Origin of the sequence: Antarcticimicrobium luteum, assembly GCF_004358185.1 — a bacterium.
GTDB classification, from domain to species: Bacteria; Pseudomonadota; Alphaproteobacteria; order Rhodobacterales; family Rhodobacteraceae; genus Antarcticimicrobium; species Antarcticimicrobium luteum.
The window spans coordinates 42315-61457 of record NZ_SMUV01000065.1 but is presented as its reverse complement, the minus strand read 5'-3'; the positions used below and the strand labels follow the sequence as shown (position 1 = coordinate 61457).

General features: G+C 65.7%; 18 protein-coding genes. 5 read left to right on the top strand and 13 right to left on the bottom strand.

Translation table 11 applies throughout. The features are described 5' to 3' along the window. Nucleotides 1-62: 62 nt before the first annotated feature. Genes E1832_RS11065 through E1832_RS22530 form a run of 3 tightly spaced genes read right to left on the bottom strand, consistent with a single transcriptional unit; the run spans nt 63 to nt 2683 of the window. The gene (locus E1832_RS11065) at nt 63-1016 is read right to left on the bottom strand and encodes a tyrosine recombinase (RefSeq protein WP_133359810.1); all 954 of its coding nucleotides are present in this window, start codon (nt 1014-1016) and stop codon (nt 63-65) included. Between the two features lies 1 nt (nt 1017). After that, nucleotides 1018-2544 (bottom strand): hypothetical protein, encoded by a 1527-nt coding sequence (locus E1832_RS11060; RefSeq protein ID WP_133359809.1) that lies wholly within the window; start codon nt 2542-2544, stop codon nt 1018-1020. Then, nucleotides 2534-2683 (bottom strand): hypothetical protein, encoded by a 150-nt coding sequence (locus tag E1832_RS22530; RefSeq protein ID WP_165978863.1) that lies wholly within the window; start codon nt 2681-2683, stop codon nt 2534-2536. Before E1832_RS22530 ends, E1832_RS11060 begins: the two co-directional genes overlap by 11 nt. Before the next feature lie 83 nt (nt 2684-2766). Between E1832_RS22530 and E1832_RS11055 the strand changes: the two genes are divergently transcribed. Together E1832_RS11055 and aroB are read left to right on the top strand one after the other, a co-directional pair. Continuing rightward, nucleotides 2767-3369, top strand: coding sequence for a shikimate kinase (locus E1832_RS11055; RefSeq protein ID WP_133359808.1), 603 nt, complete (start codon nt 2767-2769; stop codon nt 3367-3369). Further along, nucleotides 3366-4478, top strand: coding sequence for a 3-dehydroquinate synthase (gene aroB / locus E1832_RS11050; protein WP_133359807.1), 1113 nt, complete (start codon nt 3366-3368; stop codon nt 4476-4478). The genes E1832_RS11055 and aroB overlap by 4 nt, the downstream gene beginning before the upstream one ends. A 79-nt stretch (nt 4479-4557) precedes the next feature. Here the strand turns inward: aroB and E1832_RS11045 are convergent, their stop codons facing one another. After that, nucleotides 4558-5628: a site-2 protease family protein gene (locus E1832_RS11045; protein ID WP_133359806.1), complete on the bottom strand. Its 1071-nt coding sequence runs from the start codon at nt 5626-5628 to the stop codon at nt 4558-4560. A gap of 62 nt (nt 5629-5690) precedes the next feature. Then, nucleotides 5691-6206, bottom strand: a complete 516-nt coding sequence (gene ssb / locus E1832_RS11040) for a single-stranded DNA-binding protein (RefSeq protein ID WP_133359805.1) — start codon at nt 6204-6206, stop codon at nt 5691-5693. Nucleotides 6207-6420: 214 nt separating this feature from the next. Here ssb and E1832_RS11035 point away from each other — a divergent pair, with 214 nt between their 5' ends. After that, nucleotides 6421-7002 (top strand): lytic transglycosylase domain-containing protein, encoded by a 582-nt coding sequence (locus E1832_RS11035; RefSeq protein WP_133359804.1) that lies wholly within the window; start codon nt 6421-6423, stop codon nt 7000-7002. A 126-nt stretch (nt 7003-7128) separates the two neighbouring features. Beyond that, nucleotides 7129-8277: a cytochrome-c peroxidase gene (locus E1832_RS11030; protein WP_425358969.1), complete on the top strand. Its 1149-nt coding sequence runs from the start codon at nt 7129-7131 to the stop codon at nt 8275-8277. 191 nt (nt 8278-8468) lie between these two features. On the opposite strand, the gene E1832_RS11025 is transcribed toward E1832_RS11030, so the two are convergent. After that, on the bottom strand, nt 8469-9113 hold the full coding sequence (locus E1832_RS11025; protein ID WP_165978862.1) for an ABC transporter substrate-binding protein: 645 nt from the start codon (nt 9111-9113) through the stop codon (nt 8469-8471). Between E1832_RS11025 and E1832_RS22525 the strand changes: the two genes are divergently transcribed. Continuing rightward, the gene (locus E1832_RS22525; protein WP_165978861.1) at nt 9112-9294 is read left to right on the top strand and encodes a hypothetical protein; all 183 of its coding nucleotides are present in this window, start codon (nt 9112-9114) and stop codon (nt 9292-9294) included. The genes E1832_RS11025 and E1832_RS22525 overlap by 2 nt on opposite strands. 329 nt (nt 9295-9623) lie before the next feature. Here E1832_RS22525 and E1832_RS11020 read toward each other — a convergent pair whose 3' ends face one another. The 7 genes from E1832_RS11020 to miaA form a co-directional block, all read right to left on the bottom strand. Next, the gene (locus E1832_RS11020) at nt 9624-10238 is read right to left on the bottom strand and encodes a hypothetical protein (protein ID WP_133359802.1); all 615 of its coding nucleotides are present in this window, start codon (nt 10236-10238) and stop codon (nt 9624-9626) included. A 559-nt stretch (nt 10239-10797) separates the two neighbouring features. Then, on the bottom strand, nt 10798-12882 hold the full coding sequence (locus E1832_RS11015; RefSeq protein WP_133359801.1) for a dipeptide ABC transporter ATP-binding protein: 2085 nt from the start codon (nt 12880-12882) through the stop codon (nt 10798-10800). A 125-nt stretch (nt 12883-13007) separates the two neighbouring features. Continuing rightward, entirely contained in the window at nt 13008-14222 is a 1215-nt protein-coding gene (locus tag E1832_RS11010) for an ABC transporter permease (protein WP_133359800.1), read from the bottom strand. 14 nt (nt 14223-14236) lie between these two features. Next, on the bottom strand, nt 14237-15289 hold the full coding sequence (locus E1832_RS11005; protein WP_133359799.1) for an ABC transporter permease: 1053 nt from the start codon (nt 15287-15289) through the stop codon (nt 14237-14239). A gap of 124 nt (nt 15290-15413) precedes the next feature. Continuing rightward, nucleotides 15414-17081, bottom strand: coding sequence for an ABC transporter substrate-binding protein (locus tag E1832_RS11000; RefSeq protein ID WP_133359798.1), 1668 nt, complete (start codon nt 17079-17081; stop codon nt 15414-15416). A 222-nt stretch (nt 17082-17303) separates the two neighbouring features. After that, the gene (locus tag E1832_RS10995) at nt 17304-18089 is read right to left on the bottom strand and encodes a helix-turn-helix transcriptional regulator (RefSeq protein ID WP_245513950.1); all 786 of its coding nucleotides are present in this window, start codon (nt 18087-18089) and stop codon (nt 17304-17306) included. Between the two features lie 100 nt (nt 18090-18189). Further along, entirely contained in the window at nt 18190-19065 is an 876-nt protein-coding gene (miaA, locus tag E1832_RS10990; RefSeq protein WP_133359796.1) for a tRNA (adenosine(37)-N6)-dimethylallyltransferase MiaA, read from the bottom strand. Nucleotides 19066-19143 lie beyond the last annotated feature (78 nt).

Genomic DNA, 19143 nt, shown 5'->3' with positions numbered 1-19143 from the left:
TTCCCTTTGTCCTTTTGCGGTTATGGGGCCGGGCGGGGCGCATATCAACCCTGCACAGGGGGTTAGCCGGCGTCTTTGGCTGGGCGCGCCAGCGGGTGATGCTCCAGCACCAGTTCGGCCAGACGCTCATCGAGCACATGGGTGTAGATCTCGGTGGTGGAGATGTCCGCATGGCCCAGCAGCGTCTGGATCGATCGCAGATCGGCGCCATTGGCCAGCAGGTGGGTGGCAAAGGCATGGCGCAGGGTATGGGGCGTGACCCGGGCCGGATCGACACCGCCGGTCACCGCCAGCTCCTTGATCAGCAGATAGAACCGGTGCCGCGTCAGATGCCCCGACTTGCCGCGCGAGGGAAACAGGAACCGCGACGCCATGCCGCCCGTTTCCGCGCTCCGCTCCTCCGCGGCGTCGCGCTCGGCCAGCCAGGCCGCCAGTGCCGCGCGCGCCGGCGGCGACAGCGGCACCATCCGTTCCTTGCCGCCCTTGCCCATGACCAGCAGCATGCGCGGATCGCCGCGCGCGGCCGAGGCCGGCAGCGAGACCAGCTCGCTCACCCGCATCCCGGTGGCATAGAGCAGTTCCATCAGGCAGGTGTTGCGCAGCCGGTCGGCGGGGCTGCGCCCGGTCTGGCGCGCCGCCGCGAGCAGCCGGTCGACATCCGGCACGTCCAGCGTCTTTGGCAGGCGTTTGTCGCGGCCGGGGCCGCGGATCTGGATCGCCGGGCTGTCCTCGCGCCAGCCCTCCTCAAAGGCGAAACGATAAAGCTGCTTGATCGCCGAGAGGCGCCGGGCCCGTGTCGCGCGCGAGAGGCCCTGCGCATCGCAATAGACCAGATAGGATTCGATCGCCTCGCGGTCGGCGCCGGCAAAGCTGCCGCCCCTGCGGTCGAGCCAGCCGGAGAAATCCTTCAGATCGCGCCCATAGGCAAGCTGGGTGTTCGTGGCCGCCCCCAGTTCCGCCGCCTGCGCCTCGAGAAAGGCGCTGATCCAGCCTGGCTGATCCGCCGGCCCCGCCATCTCAGCCCCGTCCGATCAGCATCAGTTGCAGCGCCGCGCGCCGGGCGGTGTCCTCAAGTCCGACGTGCCGCAGCGTGGCGAGCGCCGCGGTCAGATCGGCCGGGTTGCCCCGCGCGCCGCTGTCGAACAGTGCGATGCTGCGCAGGATCACCTCGCCCAGTTGCCCGGCGTCGAGCGCCTCGCGCAGCGCTTGCGGCGGCGCGGCGCCGGGGGCGAACCCGTCGGCGATGGCGCGCGCCTGATCGGTCGTCGCGGTGGCGCCGCCCGGCTCGCCCAGGGCCAGCGCGGCAAGGAAAAGATCCGCGGCGTCATCACCCGCCGGCTGGCGCGCCGCCGCCTCGTAACGTGGCGAGAGCAGCCGGATCCTCCAGGCCAGCGCGGCGGCTGCCCCGTCCAGGTGGTGCACCTCGAGACGGTCGGCGAACAGATGGGCAAAGGGCACGTCGAGCCCTGCGTCATGGATCAGGGCCCAGACTTTGGGCAGGGTCTTGGCCACCGCATCGTCGCTGCCGGTGCCCAGTGCGGTGTCGAACCGCTGCACCGCCGCCACCCGGTCCCACACCCCGCCAGAGGCGGCCGGCGCCCGTTCGGTATAGAGGCCAAGCAGCTTGTTTGGGTTCAGCGCGCCGATCCGGGTCAGACGTTCGGCGGCCTCGATCTGGGCCTTCCAGCCGGCAAGATCGCGCAGGTCCGCATTGGCAAAGGCCCGTGGCAACCTGGTGCTTGGCACCCGCTCGCCGATCGCCTCATACAGGCGAAAGGTCAGCGGATCCGGCGACTCCGGCGCGGGCAGCGGCGGCGCGCCCTCGAAGATCTCGGGGCTGAGGAACCGGTCGAGCAGGTCCAGCTGCGCCGGCGGCAGCAGCTCCAGCGCATGGACGCTCTCCAGCGTCAGCGCGGCGGTCTGCCAGTCGCCCGCCCGTATGGTGCAAAAGATCGTGGCGGCGTACCCGGGCGAAAGATAGGGCTTGTCGCGCAGCGCGGCGCAGGGCGCGTCCTCTTCCCCGGTCAGCAGCGAGGTGTCGAACCAGCGCCGGTACAGCGCCGGCGACTGCATCGGTCCGGCCAGTTCGGTCAGCGCCAGCGCCGGGTCGGTCGCGCCCAGGTCGATCAGCCGGTCGATCTGCGCCAGCAGCAGCGCCTCGGCGTCCCGCTCCGGCGCGCCCGGCGGCGGCCGCTTCTCGGTCAGCAGCAAGGTATAGAACAGCGCCTGCATCGCCGGGCTGTTCTGCACCGGCGCCTCGGCGATCAGGCGCGACAGCTGGCCGGCATCGCTGCCATACCACAGATCGACCGGCAGACCGGTAATGCTGGGCGGTACCAGACCGAGCGGCGGCGCGAGCGCCTCCAGCGCGCTGACCTCGATCTCGGGGCGCAGGGCCTGTTCGGCCACCGGCGGCTCCAGCAGGACCGGGCCGGGCAGGGGGGCGGGGTGGGCCTGTTCCAGCCAGTCGATCGCCGAAAGCGGCTCCTCGGCGGGGGCCGCGAGCGGCAGACAGATCGCGATCAGCGCCGCCTTAATCCGCATTCAGGGTCACCGGCTGGCGCACCTCGGTCCTGGGCGGTGCGAAATCGGCCCCGAACCAAGGCCCCAGATAGGCATAGCCGATCAACCCGATCGCTGCCAGAATAAGAAGGTAAAACAGATACTTGATCACTCGCCCCATGGTTGTCCCTTCTGCTCGCGCAGCTGCTGTTTTGAACAAGTTATATATGGCCTTTTGGGCAAGATCACGTCATTCACTACAGAATGAGCGAAATTGAGCATAACGCTGCCGCCGAGGCCGGTAAAAAGACCGGACCCAGACCGGGGCGGCTGAAGAAAACCGTTGTCATGGTCGGCATGATGGGCGCCGGCAAGACCGCCGTGGGCCGGGCTCTGGCGGCGCGGCTGCGGGCGCCGTTCCTCGACAGCGATCACGAGATCGAGGCGGCCGCCAACATGACCATTCCCGAGATTTTCGCCCGCGACGGCGAGGCGTTCTTTCGCAAGAAGGAATCGCAGGTGATCGCCCGGTTGCTGGCCGAGGCGCGCGGCGTTCTGTCGACCGGCGGCGGCGCTTTCCTGTCCGAGGCGAACCGCGACATGATCTCGGACAGGGGCGTGTCGGTCTGGCTGAACGCCGATCTGGACGTGTTGTGGAACCGGGTGCGCCACCGCGATCACCGGCCGTTGTTGAAGACCGCCGATCCGTACGAAACGCTCAAGGAACTATACGAGGCGCGGGTGCCGCTCTATGCCCGGGCCGATCTGGTGGTGCGCTCGGATGCGCAGACCCCGGTCGAGGGGGTGGTTGACCGGGTGCTGGCCGCGCTGGCCACGCGCCCGGATGTACTGGAGATGGAAGAATGAAGAACCGCGTCCATGTCGCGCTGGGTGACCGATCCTATGACGTGGAAATCGGACCGGGCCTGATAGCCGAGGCGGGGGCGCGGATCGCGCCGCTGCTGGCGCGCAAACGCGTCACCGTGCTGACCGATGAGACGGTCGCGGGGCTGCATCTGGAGGCCCTGCGCGACGGGCTGACCGCTGCGGGTATCGACATGACGGCGCTGGCGCTGCCGCCCGGCGAGGCGACCAAGGGCTGGCCGCAGTTCACCCGCGCGGTGGAATGGCTGCTGGAGCAAAAGGTCGAGCGGCGCGATATCGTGGTCGCCTTTGGCGGCGGGGTGATCGGCGATCTGGCCGGGTTTGCCGCCGCTGTGCTGCGCCGCGGCGTGCGCTTCGTGCAGATCCCCACCTCGCTTCTGGCGCAGGTCGACAGCTCGGTCGGCGGTAAGACCGGGATCAACACGGCCCAGGGCAAGAACCTTGTGGGCGCCTTTCACCAGCCGTCGCTGGTGCTGGCCGACACCGCCGTTCTGGGTACGCTGACGCCGCGCGATTTCCTCGCAGGCTACGGCGAGGTGGTGAAATACGGGCTGCTGGGGGATGCGGATTTCTTCGGCTGGCTGGAGGCGCAGGGCCCCGCGCTGGCCCGGGGCGACATGGAGGCGCGGGTGCGGGCGGTGACCCGCTCGGTCCAGATGAAGGCGGATATTGTCGCCCGCGACGAGACCGAGCAGGGCGACCGCGCGCTGCTGAACCTTGGCCATACCTTTTGTCACGCGCTGGAGGCGGCGACCGGCTATTCCGACCGGCTGCTGCATGGCGAGGGGGTGGCGATCGGTTGCGCGCTGGCCTTCGAGCTGTCGGCGCGGCTGGGGCTGTGCAGCCAGGAAGACCCGAGCCGGGTGCGCGCGCATTTGCGGGCGATGGGAATGAAGACCGATCTGGCCGACATTCCGGGCGCCCTGCCGGATGCGGCGGGGCTGTTGGGTCTGATGGCGCAGGACAAGAAGGTGGTGGATGGCCAGCTCCGATTCATCCTCGCGCAGGGGATCGGCGAGGCCTTCATGACCTCGGATGTCCCGGGGGATGCGGTGCTGACGCTGCTTGAGGATGCGCTGGCGGGGCGGTGAGCCCCCGCATCGGACCGAGGCAAAGGATCGGCTGCCCGCCCGGGGCGGCCCGTGGCCCTCAGCCCCTTGTGTCGAATGATCAGCGTCCGTTGATCACCATCAACTCGCCCACATTCTCGCGGGTGACATAGCCGACCATGCGCCCCTTGCTGTCGGTGATCGCCACCGCCGGCGCCCCCTTGTAGAGCGCATCCAGAACCTTCTCCAGTCGGGTGGTCAGCGTCAGGCTGGGGATGTCGGTCTGCATGATCTCGGACACCGGCCGTGTGCGCTGACCCTCCTTCGCGAGCGCGGCAAAGAGGGCGCCGCGGGTGACAAAGCCGCGAAAGGTGCCATCAGTGTCGATCACCGGAAACTCATGCTGGGTGCTGTGCACCAGCGCCGAGGCGGCGGCCTGAAGCGTGTCTTCCGGCGTCAGGCTCTCGTAACTGGTGATGGTGGCGTCCCGCGCGCTGAGTTGCCGGGCCACCGCGCGCATCGCCACATCCTGGCTTTCCGCATTGGCGGCGACAAAGACGAAGACGGCGATCAGGATCAGCACCGGATTGCCGGTGCTGAGCCCGGCGAAACCGAACAGAAAGGCGACGATCTGCCCGGCCGTCGCCGCCACCCTCGTGGCGCTCACCCGGTCCATCGCCAGCGACAGCAGGGCACGGAACACCCGCCCGCCATCCATCGGAAAGGCCGGGATCAGATTGAACAGCGCCAGGAACAGATTGACGAAGGCCAGCCGCCCGAGAAAGCCGGGCCCGGTCAGCTCCAGCTCCCCGGCCATGTCCAGCGGCATCTTGGCGCCAGCCAGCATAAGAACCGCCCAGATCACCACATTGACCATCGGGCCGGCCAGCGCGACCAGAATTTCCTGCCCGGGTTTTTCCGGCATCCGTTCCAGCCGCGCCAGCCCGCCGATCGGCAACAGCGTGATGTCGGGCGTCTTGATGCCATAGCGGCGGGCGGTCAGGGCGTGGCCGAATTCATGCGCCACCACGCAGGCAAAGAGCGTGATGACGAACAGGACATTCTCCAGCGCGCCGGGCCATCCTGACGTGCCATAGGCTGCATAGCCGACCCAGGCCAGCAGCAGGAAAAAGGTGACGTGGACCCGAAGTTCCGAGCCCAGAATCCTGCCGATGGAGAAAGACCAGCTCATGTCACCGCCTCATCCGGAAATGAAAACGGGGCGTGCCGGAAGGGCCGCCCCGTGACCCGCTCTCAGAACGGGATTTCGTCGTCTTCGATATTGCTCGACGGGGCACCGCGGCCACCGCCCGAGGGGGCGCCGCCATAGGGATCGTCCTGCGGACCGCTGTCATAGCCGCCACCGCCCTGGCCACCCCCATAGCTGCCGCCCTGACCGCCGCCGCCCTGACCGCCATCGCGGCCGTCGAGAAAGGTCAGCTCGCCCGAGAACGGGCGCAGCACCACCTCGGTGCTATAACGGTCTTGGCCGGACTGATCCTGCCACTTGCGGGTTTCGAGCTTGCCCTCGACATAGACCTTGGAGCCCTTGCGCAGGTATTGCTCGGCCAGACGGGCGAGGTTTTCGTTGAAGATTGCCACCGAATGCCATTCGGTCTTTTCGCGCCGCTCGCCGGTGTTGCGGTCTTTCCAGGTGTCGGAGGTGGCGATCCGCAGGTTGCAGACCTTGCCGCCGTTTGGAAAGCTGCGCACCTCGGGATCGCGGCCCAGATTGCCGATGAGAATGACTTTGTTCACTGACCCGGCCATGAGAGCCCCCGTCTTGTTTTGTCCAGTTTATGCCCGAATCTGTACGATCCTTGGATGGGCACCCTATACCTCCCGCACAGAGGTTGAAACATGGTTATCCGCCGGCTTCGGCGCGGTTGTGCCGGGGCCGGGCGCGGCGGCGGCGGGGCAACTTTCCTTTGGGTGCGAAATCTGTATAGTTGCGCCGGTTGTGAACGGTGCGGGGCAGGTCGGAATGCGCAGGATTACGATCGGAATTTTGGTGGCGGTCGGCCTTGGGGCGCCTGCGGGGGCGGATATCTTTGCGACCCGCGGGCAGAAGAACCTGTTCAAGTCGCAGACCCGCGTCCTCGATACCCGCGCGGCGATCCAGTACAACGATTCCGTGCGCCTGCAACCGCCCTCGGTCCACACGCCAAGCAAATGGGGTCCGCTGCCCTATGCCGGCAAATACAAGGGCGAGTATCTGGAGTTGGCGCGGGCAGCGGCGCGACGTCATGACGTGCCCGAGGATCTGTTCCTGCGGCTGGTGCAGCAGGAGTCCGGCTGGAACCCGAACGCGGTCTCGCACAAGGGGGCGCTGGGACTGGCGCAGCTGATGCCGGACACCGCGCGGCGGCTGGGCGTGGACCCGGCCGATCCGGGGGAAAACCTGGACGGCGGCGCGCGGTATCTGGCCAAACAGTACCGCAAGTTCAAATCCTGGCGGCTGGCGCTGGCCGCCTATAACGCCGGGCCGGACGCGGTGAAGAAACACGGCGGTGTGCCGCCCTATGACGAGACCCGGAATTACGTCAAGGCGATCTGGGGCAGCTGACGCGCCCGCAGTCTTACCCGCAATCACATCCACAATCGCAGTCGCCCCTGGGGCAGGCTGTCCGCTTTGCATCCGATAAATTCCTGACTATAACGCTCTGGAAATGGCGGCGCGGGAGATGCGGGTATGCGGGCGGCGATGCGGATCTGGGGCATGGGCACGGGTATGGCCATGGGTTTGGCGGCTCTTGCGGGGCCGCTGGCGGCCGGGCCGGGGTTCGGCAGTTGGGAAAGCTTGGGCGAGGCGCTGTTTTTCGACCCCAACCTGTCCCGCGACCGCACCCAGGCCTGCGCCACCTGTCACGATCCGAATTCCGGCTTTGTCGATCCGCGCGAGACCGATCTGGGCCGCGCCGTCTCGCTGGGCGACGACGGGCGCTCGCTGGGCACGCGCAACGCGCCGACCGTCGGCTATGCCGCGCTGACGCCGCCCTTTCATCTGAGCGCCGAGGGAAAATGGGTCGGCGGGCTGTTCCTGGACGGTCGTGCAGCGGATCTGGAGGCGCAGGCGGGCGGGCCGCCGCTGAACCAGGTGGAGATGGCGATGCCGGACAAACCGGCGGTGGTGGCGCGGCTGCGCGAGACCCCCGAGTATGTCGCGGCGTTGGAGGCGCTGGCGGGCAAGGCGGTTTTCGACATCCCCGAGGCCGCCTATGACGCCATGACCCGGGCGATCGCCGCCTATGAGCGCACACCGGAGTTCGCCCCCTTCGACAGCAAATACGACCGCTATCTGCGCGGCGAATACGAGCTGACGCGGCAGGAGGATCTGGGCCGGTTGCTGTTCTTTTCGCAGCAGTTCACCAACTGCAACCTGTGCCACCAGCTGAAGACCAGCCCGGTGGACCCGCAGGAGACCTTCAGCAACTACGAATACCACAACATCGGTGTGCCGCCGAACCCGGCGCTGGCGCATATGGCGGGGCCGGACCGGGGCCTCATGGACAACCCGGGCGTCGACGACCTGGCGCAGGCGGGTAAGTTCAAGGTTCCCAGCTTGCGCAACGTGGCGGTGACCGGGCCCTATATGCACAACGGCGTGTTCGAGGATCTGCGCACGGTCGTGCTGTTCTATAACACGTATAACACCAGGTCCGAGGCGCGGCAGATCAACCCGGAAACCGGCCAGCCCTTTGCCGCGCCGGAGGTGGACGGGACGCTGTCGATGAAAGAGCTGACCACCGGCCCGGCACTGGAGGACGACCGAATCGATGCGCTGGTGGCGTTCCTGAAGACGCTGACCGACGCGCGCTATGAGGATTTGTTGGGGGAGTGAGGGGGCGGGCCGGGCTGGATTGCTGCCGCCGGCCCATTGCTGCCACTCGTCAATCGCGAGATGCTGCGGCGCTGCTTGATGATAGCTGCCATTCGCAACGGCGTGCAGAGAGACTTCCGCCTGGAAAGTCCGCTGGGCAGACGAAACGGCCGACCTGAGACCATGCGCGACCGTAGGCTATCGAGGCCAAGTCAGTCCAATTCAAAGCGCAGGATGCCTGCCGCGCGGAGTTCGTCGTCGAGGTCACTTGCTGAAAGAAACCCGAACGCGGCTGCCGCGCCGCTTCGCGGTGTCGCGCTGAAGAAAATCGACATGTCGATATGGGTCCCGAGCTTGTCGGGAAACACCGCCGCGGGAACGAGGCCCGGCGTGGAAAGGATCGTGCTCAGCGGGGCAATTGCGAGGTCGGTGTCACCTGCCGCAACCGACGCTACTGGCTCGCCGCCCCCCATGGCCCGGCTTCTTGGGAGGACGACGCCGGTCAGGCCCAACCTCTCCACTACATCGAGATACGTCCGTCCGCTCGTCCCGGTGCCGGTATACCCGATACTTCGGGCGGCGCGGAGAAGGGCCTTGATCTCCTGCTCGCCCCCCAAGATCGCGGTTTCCGGCCCGGCCTTTCTCCCCACTGCAAGAGGCACACGGCCAAACGCACGATGACTTGCGCCGTCTGCGTGCCCGCCCGCAATCAGTTCCCTGGCATAGTGTGGATTCGTCAGGCCGATGTCGTATTCTTCGCCCGCCGATATCCGTTGGGGTATCGCTGGGTTCAGGTCGATCATCGGCGAGATTGAAAGCCCTATGGCTGTCTCAATGCGCGGAATAAGGCGGGTCATGATCGCCTGGATCGCCACTGGCGCGAAGATGCGCAAATCTCTCGTAATTTTGTTTGACCTTCTTGAAAGCCGCAGGCGCGGCATGTCTTTCATGAAGCACGTCGATTTGAATTTTGGCAACACTCACGGAAGCGAGCCGTTCGCTTTTGGCTCGGAGCCGACCTGCGGCATCGCAACGTGATCAGATCAAGCCAGAATAACCTGTTCGTCGATCCCGGCCCTGGGCCGACGTTCATGCGTTTGGCGCCCAATGACCGGTCACAGCCCGGAGCTGACCTTCGTCGGCTTGATGACCGCTGTCCCGGAGCATGTCCGAGACCTGTGCCAATGATCCGCTTCGGGGTGATTTCACAAGCGGGGAATATCCGCTCCACTGCAATGTGGAGAGCGCGGGCATCCGAAATACGCTGACACGGATGCCGATTGCCCGACGAACACGTTCCGAACCGTGGTTTGGGCGTTTTCGCCTGCGATCGCCGGCGGCGCTACATTGCGTAGCGCCGCTGACATTCACCGCTGCAAATCAACAAAGATTTGCGATTGGATACCTGCTTCAAGCAGCGCATTCTTGATCTGATCGACCGCACTGACGTCGGCCGAGCTGACGATGACCACATCATTGACCACCAGTGAATACAGCGGCGCGTCGGGCGCAAGGTTTGCCAGGTATTTCTCGGCGGCAAGCTGAGACTGCGGCCCCCATTTTCCGTCATGGGCGACGCCGATCGTATACTGCACGTCCATGGTCTTTTCCTTGCTGACCGGCTTGCCGGCGTTCAGATCCAGCAAGGCCTGTCGCAGCGTTTCCTCATTCGTGACGCGCGCGGGAATGAACACGTTCGAGCAGGTTTCGACGTCTTTGTATTTGGTGACGGTCTTTTTGCTCGTTTCATTGGCGACGGCGCCGCCGATGATCGCGCCGGCGGCAGCGCCGGCATCTTTCTTTGTCACGACTTTCCCGATCACCCCGCCGACAATCGCTCCGCCGATTACTTTCTCGGGAGTTCCGCCTTTGACGGTTTCCTGATACGGTACTCTCTTTGTCTCGCATCTTACCTCGTACGAGCCGGCAAATGCCTGAGATGCAACCAGAACAGCCGTCGCTGCTGCTATCAAAAGTTTCATTGTCTTTCTCCTTCTTACCGCAGGTCGCGGTGGTATGGCCCTTGCGCTTCAGGATTGTCGCCAGTTCGCCATGTTGCCAGGCAAACGAGTTACCCGGTCGTTTGTCGTAATCTTGTGGTCAACTAGCTATGCCCTCAAGTGTTATTCAATAACATGGGTAGGATTCTGCCAGTTCCAAGGAGCTGGGCAGGCGTTCGTAGCACCCCGACAGGGTTCAAACGCCTTTGCTCTGAAGCGAGTTGCCGAGGCATACCCGTTCGATTCTTCAAGGCCGCACTGTCAGCAAACTCCGCGTAGCCTATGTTCGCATGGGTCGCAGCGAACGACTGCTCTCCGCCTGACCTGCATGAACAATCCCGGCACATTGGCACGCAGGAGTGGGACCGCTTTCGGCTCCTGCGAACCTCCGCTGCAACTCGGTCAAACGGCAGCTTAGGGCCGGTCGCATGCCGCAGCGTCAGCGCAACCCTGCGGCTTAGCAAAGCCCGCTCCCTGCGCATCACTGTCATCCTTGGTTGGCGCACAGCGAAGGTCGGCTCACTGCCCGCAGCGCCGCCCCTCACTCCGCCGCGATCTTGATCACCGGCTCCATTTCGGCCAGCTTCTCGTCGCTCAGGTGGCATTTGACCTGATGGCCTTCGGCCAGGTCGCGCACCTTCGGCACCTCGCGCTCGCACAGGCCCCCCGGCACCTCCGATTTCCACCGGCAGCGGGTCTGGAACGGGCAGCCCGGCGGCGGGTTCATCGCCGAGGGGATGTCGCCCTCCAGCACGATGTGCGTCTTTTGGACCGAGGTGTCGGCGATCGGGACCGCTGACAGCAGCGCCTCTGTATAGGGATGATAGGGCGGGCTGAACACCTGATCGGTAGTGCCCAGTTCGACCACATGGCCCAGGTACATCACCATCACCCGGTCAGAGAGATAGCGCACGATCGACAGGTCGTGCGAGATGAACAGCAGCGTGGTCTTTTCCTCGCGCTGGATCTCCATCAGCAGGTCGGTGACGGCGGCCTGGACCGAGACATCCAGCGCCGAGACGGGCTCGTCCGCCACCACGATACGGGCGCCGCCGGCAAAGGCGCGGGCGATGCCGACGCGCTGCTTCTGCCCGCCGGACAGCTGCCGCGGCATCCGCTGGGCGAATTCGCGGGGCAGTTTGACCAGATCCAGCAGTTCCAGCATGCGGTTGCGCCGCTCGGCCTCTGAATTGCCCACACCGAAGATCTCCAGCGCGCGGATGATCTGCCGGCCCACCGTCATCGAGGGGTTGAGTGTGTCGAAGGGGTTCTGGAACACCATCTGAACCTCGCCCACGGTCTTGCGGTCGCGCTGCTGGATCGGGATCTGTTCGATGTTGCGCCCGTCGAGCAGGATCTGACCCTCGGTCGCCGTCTCCAGTCCCATCAGCACCTTGGCAAAGGTGGACTTGCCGCAGCCGGATTCGCCGACGATGGCCAGTGTCTCGCTTTCGCGCGCCTCGAAGCTCAGCTCCTCGTTGGCCTTGACCACCTTGCGCGCGCCGCCGCCGAACAGGGCATTGGCAGACACCTCGTAGTATTTCTTCAGCTTGTCCATCTTCAGGATGACCTCGCCGATCGCGCCTTTTTCCTTGGTCTCCATGAGTTCGGCCGGGGCGGCCCAGTCGATCTCCTGGAATTTCAGGCAGCGGGTGGCGTGGCGGTCGTTGCCGGGCACGTCGGACATCGGGATGTCGCGCGCATCGCATCGGCCGGCCTCGAAATAGTCGCAGCGCGGGCCGAAATTGCAGCCCCGGGGGCGTTCGTGCGGCAGCGGAAAGTTGCCGGGGATCGCCTTGAGCGGGCGGGCGTTCTTGTCCGCCCCCGGCAGCGGGATCGAGCGGAACAGCGCCTGGGTATAGGGGTGCTGCATCTCGTCGAAGACATCCTCGATGCTGCCGCGCTCCACCGCCTCGCCGGAATACATCACGCAAAGCCGGTCGCAGGTTTCCAGCACCAGCCCGAGGTTGTGGCTGATGAACAGCATCGAGGTGCCGTATTTTTTGCCCAGATCCTTGACCAGCTCGACCACCGCCGCCTCGACCGTCACGTCGAGCGCGGTGGTCGGCTCGTCCAGGATCAGCAGGGCGGGTTCGGACATCAGCGCCATGGCGATAACGATGCGTTGTTGCTGGCCGCCCGAAAGCTGGTGCGGGTAGGAATTCAGGATGCGCTTGGGGTCGGGCAGTTTCACATCCTCGACCACCTGCAACGCCCGCGCGCGGGCCTCGGCCTCGGAGGCGCCCTGATGGATCATCGGCACCTCCATCAGTTGGCGGCCGATCTTCATCGCCGGGTTCAGGCTCGCCATCGGTTCCTGGTAGATCATCGCGATCTCGTTGCCGCGGATCCTGCCCAGCTCCTCGCGGCTCATCTCGCCCATGTCGCGGCCCTTGAACCTGATCGTGCCGCCGGTGATGCGCCCGTTCTTGCCCAGATCGCGCATCACGCCCAGCGCCACGGTGGACTTGCCGCAGCCGCTCTCGCCGACCAGGCCCACCGCCTCGCCCGGCCGCACCGCGACCGAGAAATCCATCACTGCGGGAATTTCCCTCAGCCGGGTGAAGAAGGAGATCGAAAGCTTATCGATCTCCAGGATCGGGCCGTCATAACTCGGTTTCGGCATGTCACTCTCCCGTTCCGGGCAGGGCAGCTCCCCTGCTTCTTCTTTGTCCAAATACGCCGGGGGTCCGGGGATCGTTCATTGGCCGCCATTGGTTCGAGACCAATGGATCATGCCCCGGTCCGCCCTTAATCTTTCAAACTTTCCTCGCGCAGCCCGTCCGCCAGCAGGTTCAGCCCGAGCACCAGCGACAGCAGCGCCAGCGCCGGGGGCAGGGCGGGGTGCAGGTAGATCGACAGCAGCTTGCGCCCCTCGTTGATGGTCGATCCCCAGTCCGGGCTTTCCGGCGGCAGGCCGAGGCCGAAGAAACCCAGGGTTCCCAGCAGGATCGTGGTGTAGCCGATGCGCAGGCAGAAATCGACGATCAGCGGGCCGCGCGCGTTCGGCAGAATCTCCCACAGCATGATGTACCAGGGGCCCTCGCCGCGGGTCTGGGCGGCGGCGACATAGTCGCGCGTCTTGATGTCCATCGCCAGCCCGCGCACGATGCGGAACACGGTGGGCGAATTGACGAAGACCACCGAGACGAAGACCACCAGAATGCCGCCGGGAATGTCGAAGAGATCGAGGGTCCGGGGCAATGCAGGGATCGAGATGGCGCGGGTGTTGACCAGATAGCCATTGGTCGAGATCAGCGACAGATAAAGCCAGATCGCGACGCCCAGCACCCCGATCAGCAGCGGCGTGCGGAAGTTTGGCCGAGTGTAATAGCGCGAATTCAGCAGCACCGCGAGAAAGACGATGGGAAAGACGAACAGCACGGCGGCCATGTAGCTGGGAACGCCGGTATCGACGATCTCGGGCGTCACCAGCAGGTAGAACAACAGGATCACCGGGAAGGCCAGGATCAGGTTGGCCAGGAACGACAGGAAGGTGTCGAGCCGGCCGCCGTAGTATCCCGCCGGAAGCCCCAGCGTGATCCCCACCATGAAGGCAAAGAGCGTCGCCAGCGGCGCGATCTGCACCACCACCCAGGCGCCCTTGACCATGCGGCTGAAGACATCGCGCGCCAGGTTGTCGCCGCCCAGCAGATACCAGGCGTACTGGCCGTCCTCGGCGTCGCGCAGGGCGGTGCCGGGCACCTTGTTCTTCAACCCCGAGACCTGCGCCAGCGGGTCGTGGGTGATGATCAGGTCGAGCGCGCCGAAGATGCCGGTGAAGACCCAGAACATCACCAGGGCAAAGCCGATCATGCCGATCGGGCTGTCGAACAGCTTGCCATAAAGGCCGAGTTTTCGCTTGAACGCGGCAGAGACCGCGAAAAGGATGATCAGCGCGATCCAGACCGGGGTGAACTGGTAGAGCACGCGGGCGATGATTTCGATCCAGCCGAGAGGTTCCATCTGTCCGTTCCCCCTCACGAAATCCGGATGCGCGGATTGAGATAGACATAGCCGATGTCGGATATCAGCTGCGTCGTCAGAACCACGATCACCGAGACCACCGAGACCGCCAGCAGCAGCTCGATGTCATTGTTTCCGGCCGCCTGGACCAGGGTCCAGCCGAAGCCCTTGTAGTTGAACAGCGTCTCGACGATGACGACGCCGTTCAGCAGCCAGGGGAATTGCAGCATGATCACCGTGAAGGGGGCGATCAGCGCATTGCGCAGCGCGTGTTTCATCACGATGTTGCGGAACGACACCCCCTTGAGGCGCGCGGTGCGGATGTATTGCGCCGTCATCACCTCGGTCATGCTGGCGCGGGTCATCCGGGCGATATATCCCATGCCGTAGAGGGCGATGGTGAGGACCGGCAGAAAGAAATTCTCGAAATTGGCGCTGTCCATCGCGCTGGTGGCGGTGCCCTTGAACCATTTCAGCCCGACCGTCGATGAGGCGAAGACGGCGATGAAGATCACGCCCGAGACATATTCCGGCGTCGCCGTGGTGACGATGGAAAAGGTCGAGAGCGTGCGGTCCAGCGGCGAGCCCTCGCGCATCCCGGCCAGCACGCCCACCAGCAGCGCCGAGGGCACCATCAGCACCAGCACCCAGAACATCAGCTTTGCCGTCAGCCCCAGCCGCGTGGCGATGATGCCCGAGACGTCATCACGGAACACGGTGGAATAGCCCCAGTCACCCTGCAGGATACCGCAGAACCTGCGGCCTTGAGCGGCCTCTTCCTCGGTGACGGTGCCGCGCAGGCAGCGCCCGGTCACCCCGTCGTCGCCCTGATGGGTCCAGCCCGGCATCACGCCCAGCCACTGGCCGTATTTCACCGGCAGGGGTTGGAGGTATCCATGACTGCCCAGCCAGCTTTCCACCGCCTCGTCGGACATGCGGAAATTGCCTTGTGTCTTGGCCAGCTTTTCCAGGTTCGGATAGAGGTTGGTCAGAAAAAACACGATGAAGGTCAGGCACAGTGCCGTCAGGATCATCACGCCGGATCTGCGCAGGATGAACAGTCCCATAAGGCCCCCTGTTGGTCAGGCTTTGGTCCGGCCCCGTTCTTGCGGACCTTGTCGTGGCGGGCGCGCATTGGCGCCGCCGAGATTGGGGCCGCCCCGAGGGGGGACGGCCCGGATGGGCGGCGGATCAGGCCGCCCAGCCCCATTTGTAGTGGTGGTGCTCATAGGTGATGTGCATGTCGGTGCCCACCAGCCCCTCGCGCATGTGGCGATACAGCGAGCGCCAGTAAGGCTGGATCGTCACGCCCTCCTGCTGGATCAGCGCCTCGCCCTTGGCGGCGATCTCGCGGCGCTTGTCGGCGTCGGCGATCGCCAACGCGTCCTCGAGCAGCGCGTCGAACTCGGGGTTGGACCAGCCGAACTCGTTCCAGGCCTCGCCAGACCGATAGGCCAGTGCCCAGATCTGGACCCCAAGCGGGCGGTGGTTCCAGTTGGTCGAGCTGAACGGGTATTTCACCCAGTCGTTCCAGAAGGTGTTGCCGGGCAGCACCGTGCGCTTGACCTTGAAGCCGGCGTCGCGCAGCTGGGCCGCCACGGCGTCGGTGGTGTTCTTGCGCCAGTCGTCGTCGATCGAGACGATTTCATGTTCGAAATCCATCATCCCGGCCTCTTCCATCAGGGCGCGGGCGCCTTCGGGGTCGGGTTTGATCGCCGGCAGTTCGGCGTATTCGGGGTGAATCCGGCACACGTGGTGGTTCTCGGCCACCTCGCCGCGGTTGCCGTAGCCCAGCTCGAGGCAGACCGCGTTGTCGACGGCCATCGCCAGCGCCTTGCGCACGCGCGGGTCGGCATAGGGTTTCTTGCCGTCGATCTCGGCCAGTTGGTTGGGCCGGATCACCACGGTCGCGGCGGTCACCACCTCGGACTTTACCAGGCCGATGTCGTTCATGATGTCGATGAATTCGCCCACCGATTCATAGAGCATGTCGACCTCTTCGGACTCGATCGCCGCCAGCCAGGCCGAGGGGTCGGTGCCGTAGTCGATGTACTCGATGGTATCGAGGTAGGGTCCGCCATAGACCTCGGTCCCCCACCAGGGATGATCGGCGGCGCGCTCCAGCGTGGCGCCGACGCCGACCTCGATCCGGGCCAGCTTGTAGGGGCCGGTGCCGATCAGCGCGGTTGGATTGGCCGGATCATAGCTCGCATGCACCACGGCAGCGGGGTAGTCGGCAAACCCCGGGATGATCGAGATGTCCGGCGTCGAGGTCTTGAGCAGCACGGTCGAGGCATCGACCACGGTGATGGCGCCGTCGCGGGCCTTGCCGGTGTCTGGATCGACCAGCGAGGCGACCCGGGCGGCCATCGAGTTGCCCTCGACACCCTTCTCGCACCAGCGTGTGATGTTGCGGGCCACATCCTCGGCGGTGAAGTCCGAGCCGTCGTGCCATTTCACGCCCTGGCGGACCTTGAGGGTGTATTCGGTGGCGTCCCCGTTGACCTCCCAGCCGTCGAGCAGCATGCCCCGGAACGAGCCGTCGTTGTTGTACTCGACCAGATATTCGCAGGTGCCGCGGGTGGCGCAGGCGATCTCGGACCAGTCGGCGGTGCGGGTATCCTTCAGCGCCTTGACCTGCATCTGAACGCGCAAGGTTCCGCCCGGTTTCGGGGTGGCGGCGCGGGCCTCGGTCGGGGCGGCGAGGCCGATCAGCCCGTAGGCCGCGGCGGAGGAAACCCCCAGCGCGGTCGCGCGGGTGAGAAACTCGCGGCGGCTGAGCTTTCCGTCCAGGCATTCCTGCGCGTGCATCCGCGCCGCCGGATGGACGGTGTGAGATTGTGTTGAATGGCAGTGCATTGGAATCTCCCTGTTTGGTCGTTTTTTATCGGCTGAGGTTCACCGGCATGGACCCGGGCTGACACGGGTGAACCCATGCGGACGTCGGCGTTGCGATCGGTTGTTCCCCCATGACGTCATTGCGCAACAGAATTACCCGTCCGTCAACGGTACCATTTCACTTTACATGGTATAAAAACGACATCAACAGGTCGCTGGGCGACATGAGCGGTTAACTCCACGTCAAGCGGGGGATCGTGCCATCTGGCGCAGCGCGGTCGGAGTCCGTTGCGTGTGCTGCTGGATGAACCGGGTGAAATAGGCGGCGCTGCCAAAGCCCAGGTGGCGGGCAATGTCCTGCACCGGCACCTTGGTGGTGATCAACAGCCGCCGCGCCGCATGCAGCTGGCGTTCGGTCAGAAGCGCCGCGGCGGTGCGCCCGGTCTCGGCGCGGCAGACCCGGGTCAGATGGGTGGGCGTGACACCCAGCGCCTCGGCATGTTCGGCCATGGTGGCGCCGCTGGCATAGGTCTGCACCAGCCGGTCGCAATAGGCCAGGACCAGCCGGCGCGCGGCGCTTTGCCCGGGGGCCGGTTCGTCGGGGAGGTAGCGGCGCAGCCAGATCGCCATCAGCTCGCCATAGGCGTGCATGGCCGAATGGTAGAGCGGGCGCGCGGCGTTCTGTTCGCGTCCCATCGCCTCGAACAGCACGGTCAGCTCGCCCTGGGCGGTCACGTCGCGGATACGCAGGTGCTGGACCGCCTGCGGCAGGGGCAGATCGGCGCTGTCGGGGATCACCAGCGCCTGGCCGAACCCGCCGCGCATCAATTCGATCGCCATCAGGTGCCGGGCCGGGATGAACAGCGCGTTATGGGTGCCGATCCCGCGCCGCGCGCCGTCGATCAGCGCCACCCCCTGGCCCTTGGTGATCCAGATCAGCAGATGTTCGGCCCGGTCATGGGCCAGTTCCAGCTGCCACGCGCCAGCCTTCATCAATTGCGCCAGCGTCACGAGGCGGAGGTCGTCCATATCGCTCGGGTCAAAGGGCATCGGCACGAAAATGTCTGATGGCGTCGGGGGTTATGCCCCATTCTAGACCACAAATACCGGCAATGGACAAGCCGGAGCCTCAGCCGGCGGGGCGGACCGGGTGCCAATGACGCATTTTCGACCGGAACCAGGTGCGCTGGCGCTTGGCGAACTGGCGCGTGGCAACGGTGGCGCGCGCCCGCGCCGCCTCAAGCGGAATCTCGCCGACGATATAGGCCATCAACTCGGGCACGCCGATCGCCTTGAAGGCGGGCAGGGCCGGATCGTAGGCGGCGCGCATCGCCGCCACCTCCTCCAGCGCGCCGGCCTCCAGCATCGCATCGAACCGCCGGGTGATGCGGTCGAGCAGCCAGTCCCTAGGCACGTCGAATACCAGCGGCACGGCGGCCTCCAGCGGCAGCAGCGGCGGCGGCGTGTCGGCCTGCCAGGAGGCCAGCGGTCGTCCGGTGGCGCGCTGCACCTCCCAGGCGCGCTGCACCCGCATCCGGTTTTGCAGGTCCAGCCCGGCGGCGGTGCCGGGATCGAGATCGGCGATCAGCGCCTCCAGCGGGATCCGATCGGCCTCGGCCCGGACCTCTGGCGGGGTCGCGGGGATCTCGGCGAGACCCCGGGTCAGGGCGGTGAAATAGAGGCCGGTTCCGCCCACGATGATCGGCCGCGCCCCGCCCCGCAGCAGCGGCGCCACATCGCGCAGCCAGTGGCCGGCGGAATACTGTGCGGTGCAGGGGACATGACCGTAAAGGCGATGCGGCGCCAGGGCCTCTTCCTCGGGGTCCGGGCGGGCGGTGATGATGCGCCAGCAGGCGAACACCTGGCTGGCATCGGCATTGACGACGACGCCGCCGAACCGCTGCGCGATTTCGAGCGCCAGCGCCGATTTGCCGGAGGCGGTTGGCCCCGCAATCAGGACCGGGCGGTCGTCGGGAATATCGGGAAGGTCGCTGAGACGCTGCATGTCCATTTGTCCGAAAGGGGCGAAACCCGCCGGTCACCGGTGGTTGCCGCATTGAACCTCGCGGCGATTTCCGACATT

Coding starts and splice junctions, on each gene's coding strand:
- E1832_RS11065 (WP_133359810.1), bottom strand. CDS start 1,016: ATGGCGGGGCCGGCGGATCAGCCAGGCTGGATCAGCGCCTTTCTCGAG.
- E1832_RS11060 (WP_133359809.1), bottom strand. CDS start 2,544: ATGCGGATTAAGGCGGCGCTGATCGCGATCTGTCTGCCGCTCGCGGCC.
- E1832_RS22530 (WP_165978863.1), bottom strand. CDS start 2,683: ATGGGGCGAGTGATCAAGTATCTGTTTTACCTTCTTATTCTGGCAGCG.
- E1832_RS11055 (WP_133359808.1), top strand. CDS start 2,767: ATGAGCGAAATTGAGCATAACGCTGCCGCCGAGGCCGGTAAAAAGACC.
- aroB (WP_133359807.1), top strand. CDS start 3,366: ATGAAGAACCGCGTCCATGTCGCGCTGGGTGACCGATCCTATGACGTG.
- E1832_RS11045 (WP_133359806.1), bottom strand. CDS start 5,628: ATGAGCTGGTCTTTCTCCATCGGCAGGATTCTGGGCTCGGAACTTCGG.
- ssb (WP_133359805.1), bottom strand. CDS start 6,206: ATGGCCGGGTCAGTGAACAAAGTCATTCTCATCGGCAATCTGGGCCGC.
- E1832_RS11035 (WP_133359804.1), top strand. CDS start 6,421: ATGCGCAGGATTACGATCGGAATTTTGGTGGCGGTCGGCCTTGGGGCG.
- E1832_RS11030 (WP_425358969.1), top strand. CDS start 7,129: ATGCGGGCGGCGATGCGGATCTGGGGCATGGGCACGGGTATGGCCATG.
- E1832_RS22525 (WP_165978861.1), top strand. CDS start 9,112: ATGATCGCCTGGATCGCCACTGGCGCGAAGATGCGCAAATCTCTCGTA.
- E1832_RS11025 (WP_165978862.1), bottom strand. CDS start 9,113: ATGACCCGCCTTATTCCGCGCATTGAGACAGCCATAGGGCTTTCAATC.
- E1832_RS11020 (WP_133359802.1), bottom strand. CDS start 10,238: ATGAAACTTTTGATAGCAGCAGCGACGGCTGTTCTGGTTGCATCTCAG.
- E1832_RS11015 (WP_133359801.1), bottom strand. CDS start 12,882: ATGCCGAAACCGAGTTATGACGGCCCGATCCTGGAGATCGATAAGCTT.
- E1832_RS11010 (WP_133359800.1), bottom strand. CDS start 14,222: ATGGAACCTCTCGGCTGGATCGAAATCATCGCCCGCGTGCTCTACCAG.
- E1832_RS11005 (WP_133359799.1), bottom strand. CDS start 15,289: ATGGGACTGTTCATCCTGCGCAGATCCGGCGTGATGATCCTGACGGCA.
- E1832_RS11000 (WP_133359798.1), bottom strand. CDS start 17,081: ATGCACTGCCATTCAACACAATCTCACACCGTCCATCCGGCGGCGCGG.
- E1832_RS10995 (WP_245513950.1), bottom strand. CDS start 18,089: ATGGACGACCTCCGCCTCGTGACGCTGGCGCAATTGATGAAGGCTGGC.
- miaA (WP_133359796.1), bottom strand. CDS start 19,065: ATGCAGCGTCTCAGCGACCTTCCCGATATTCCCGACGACCGCCCGGTC.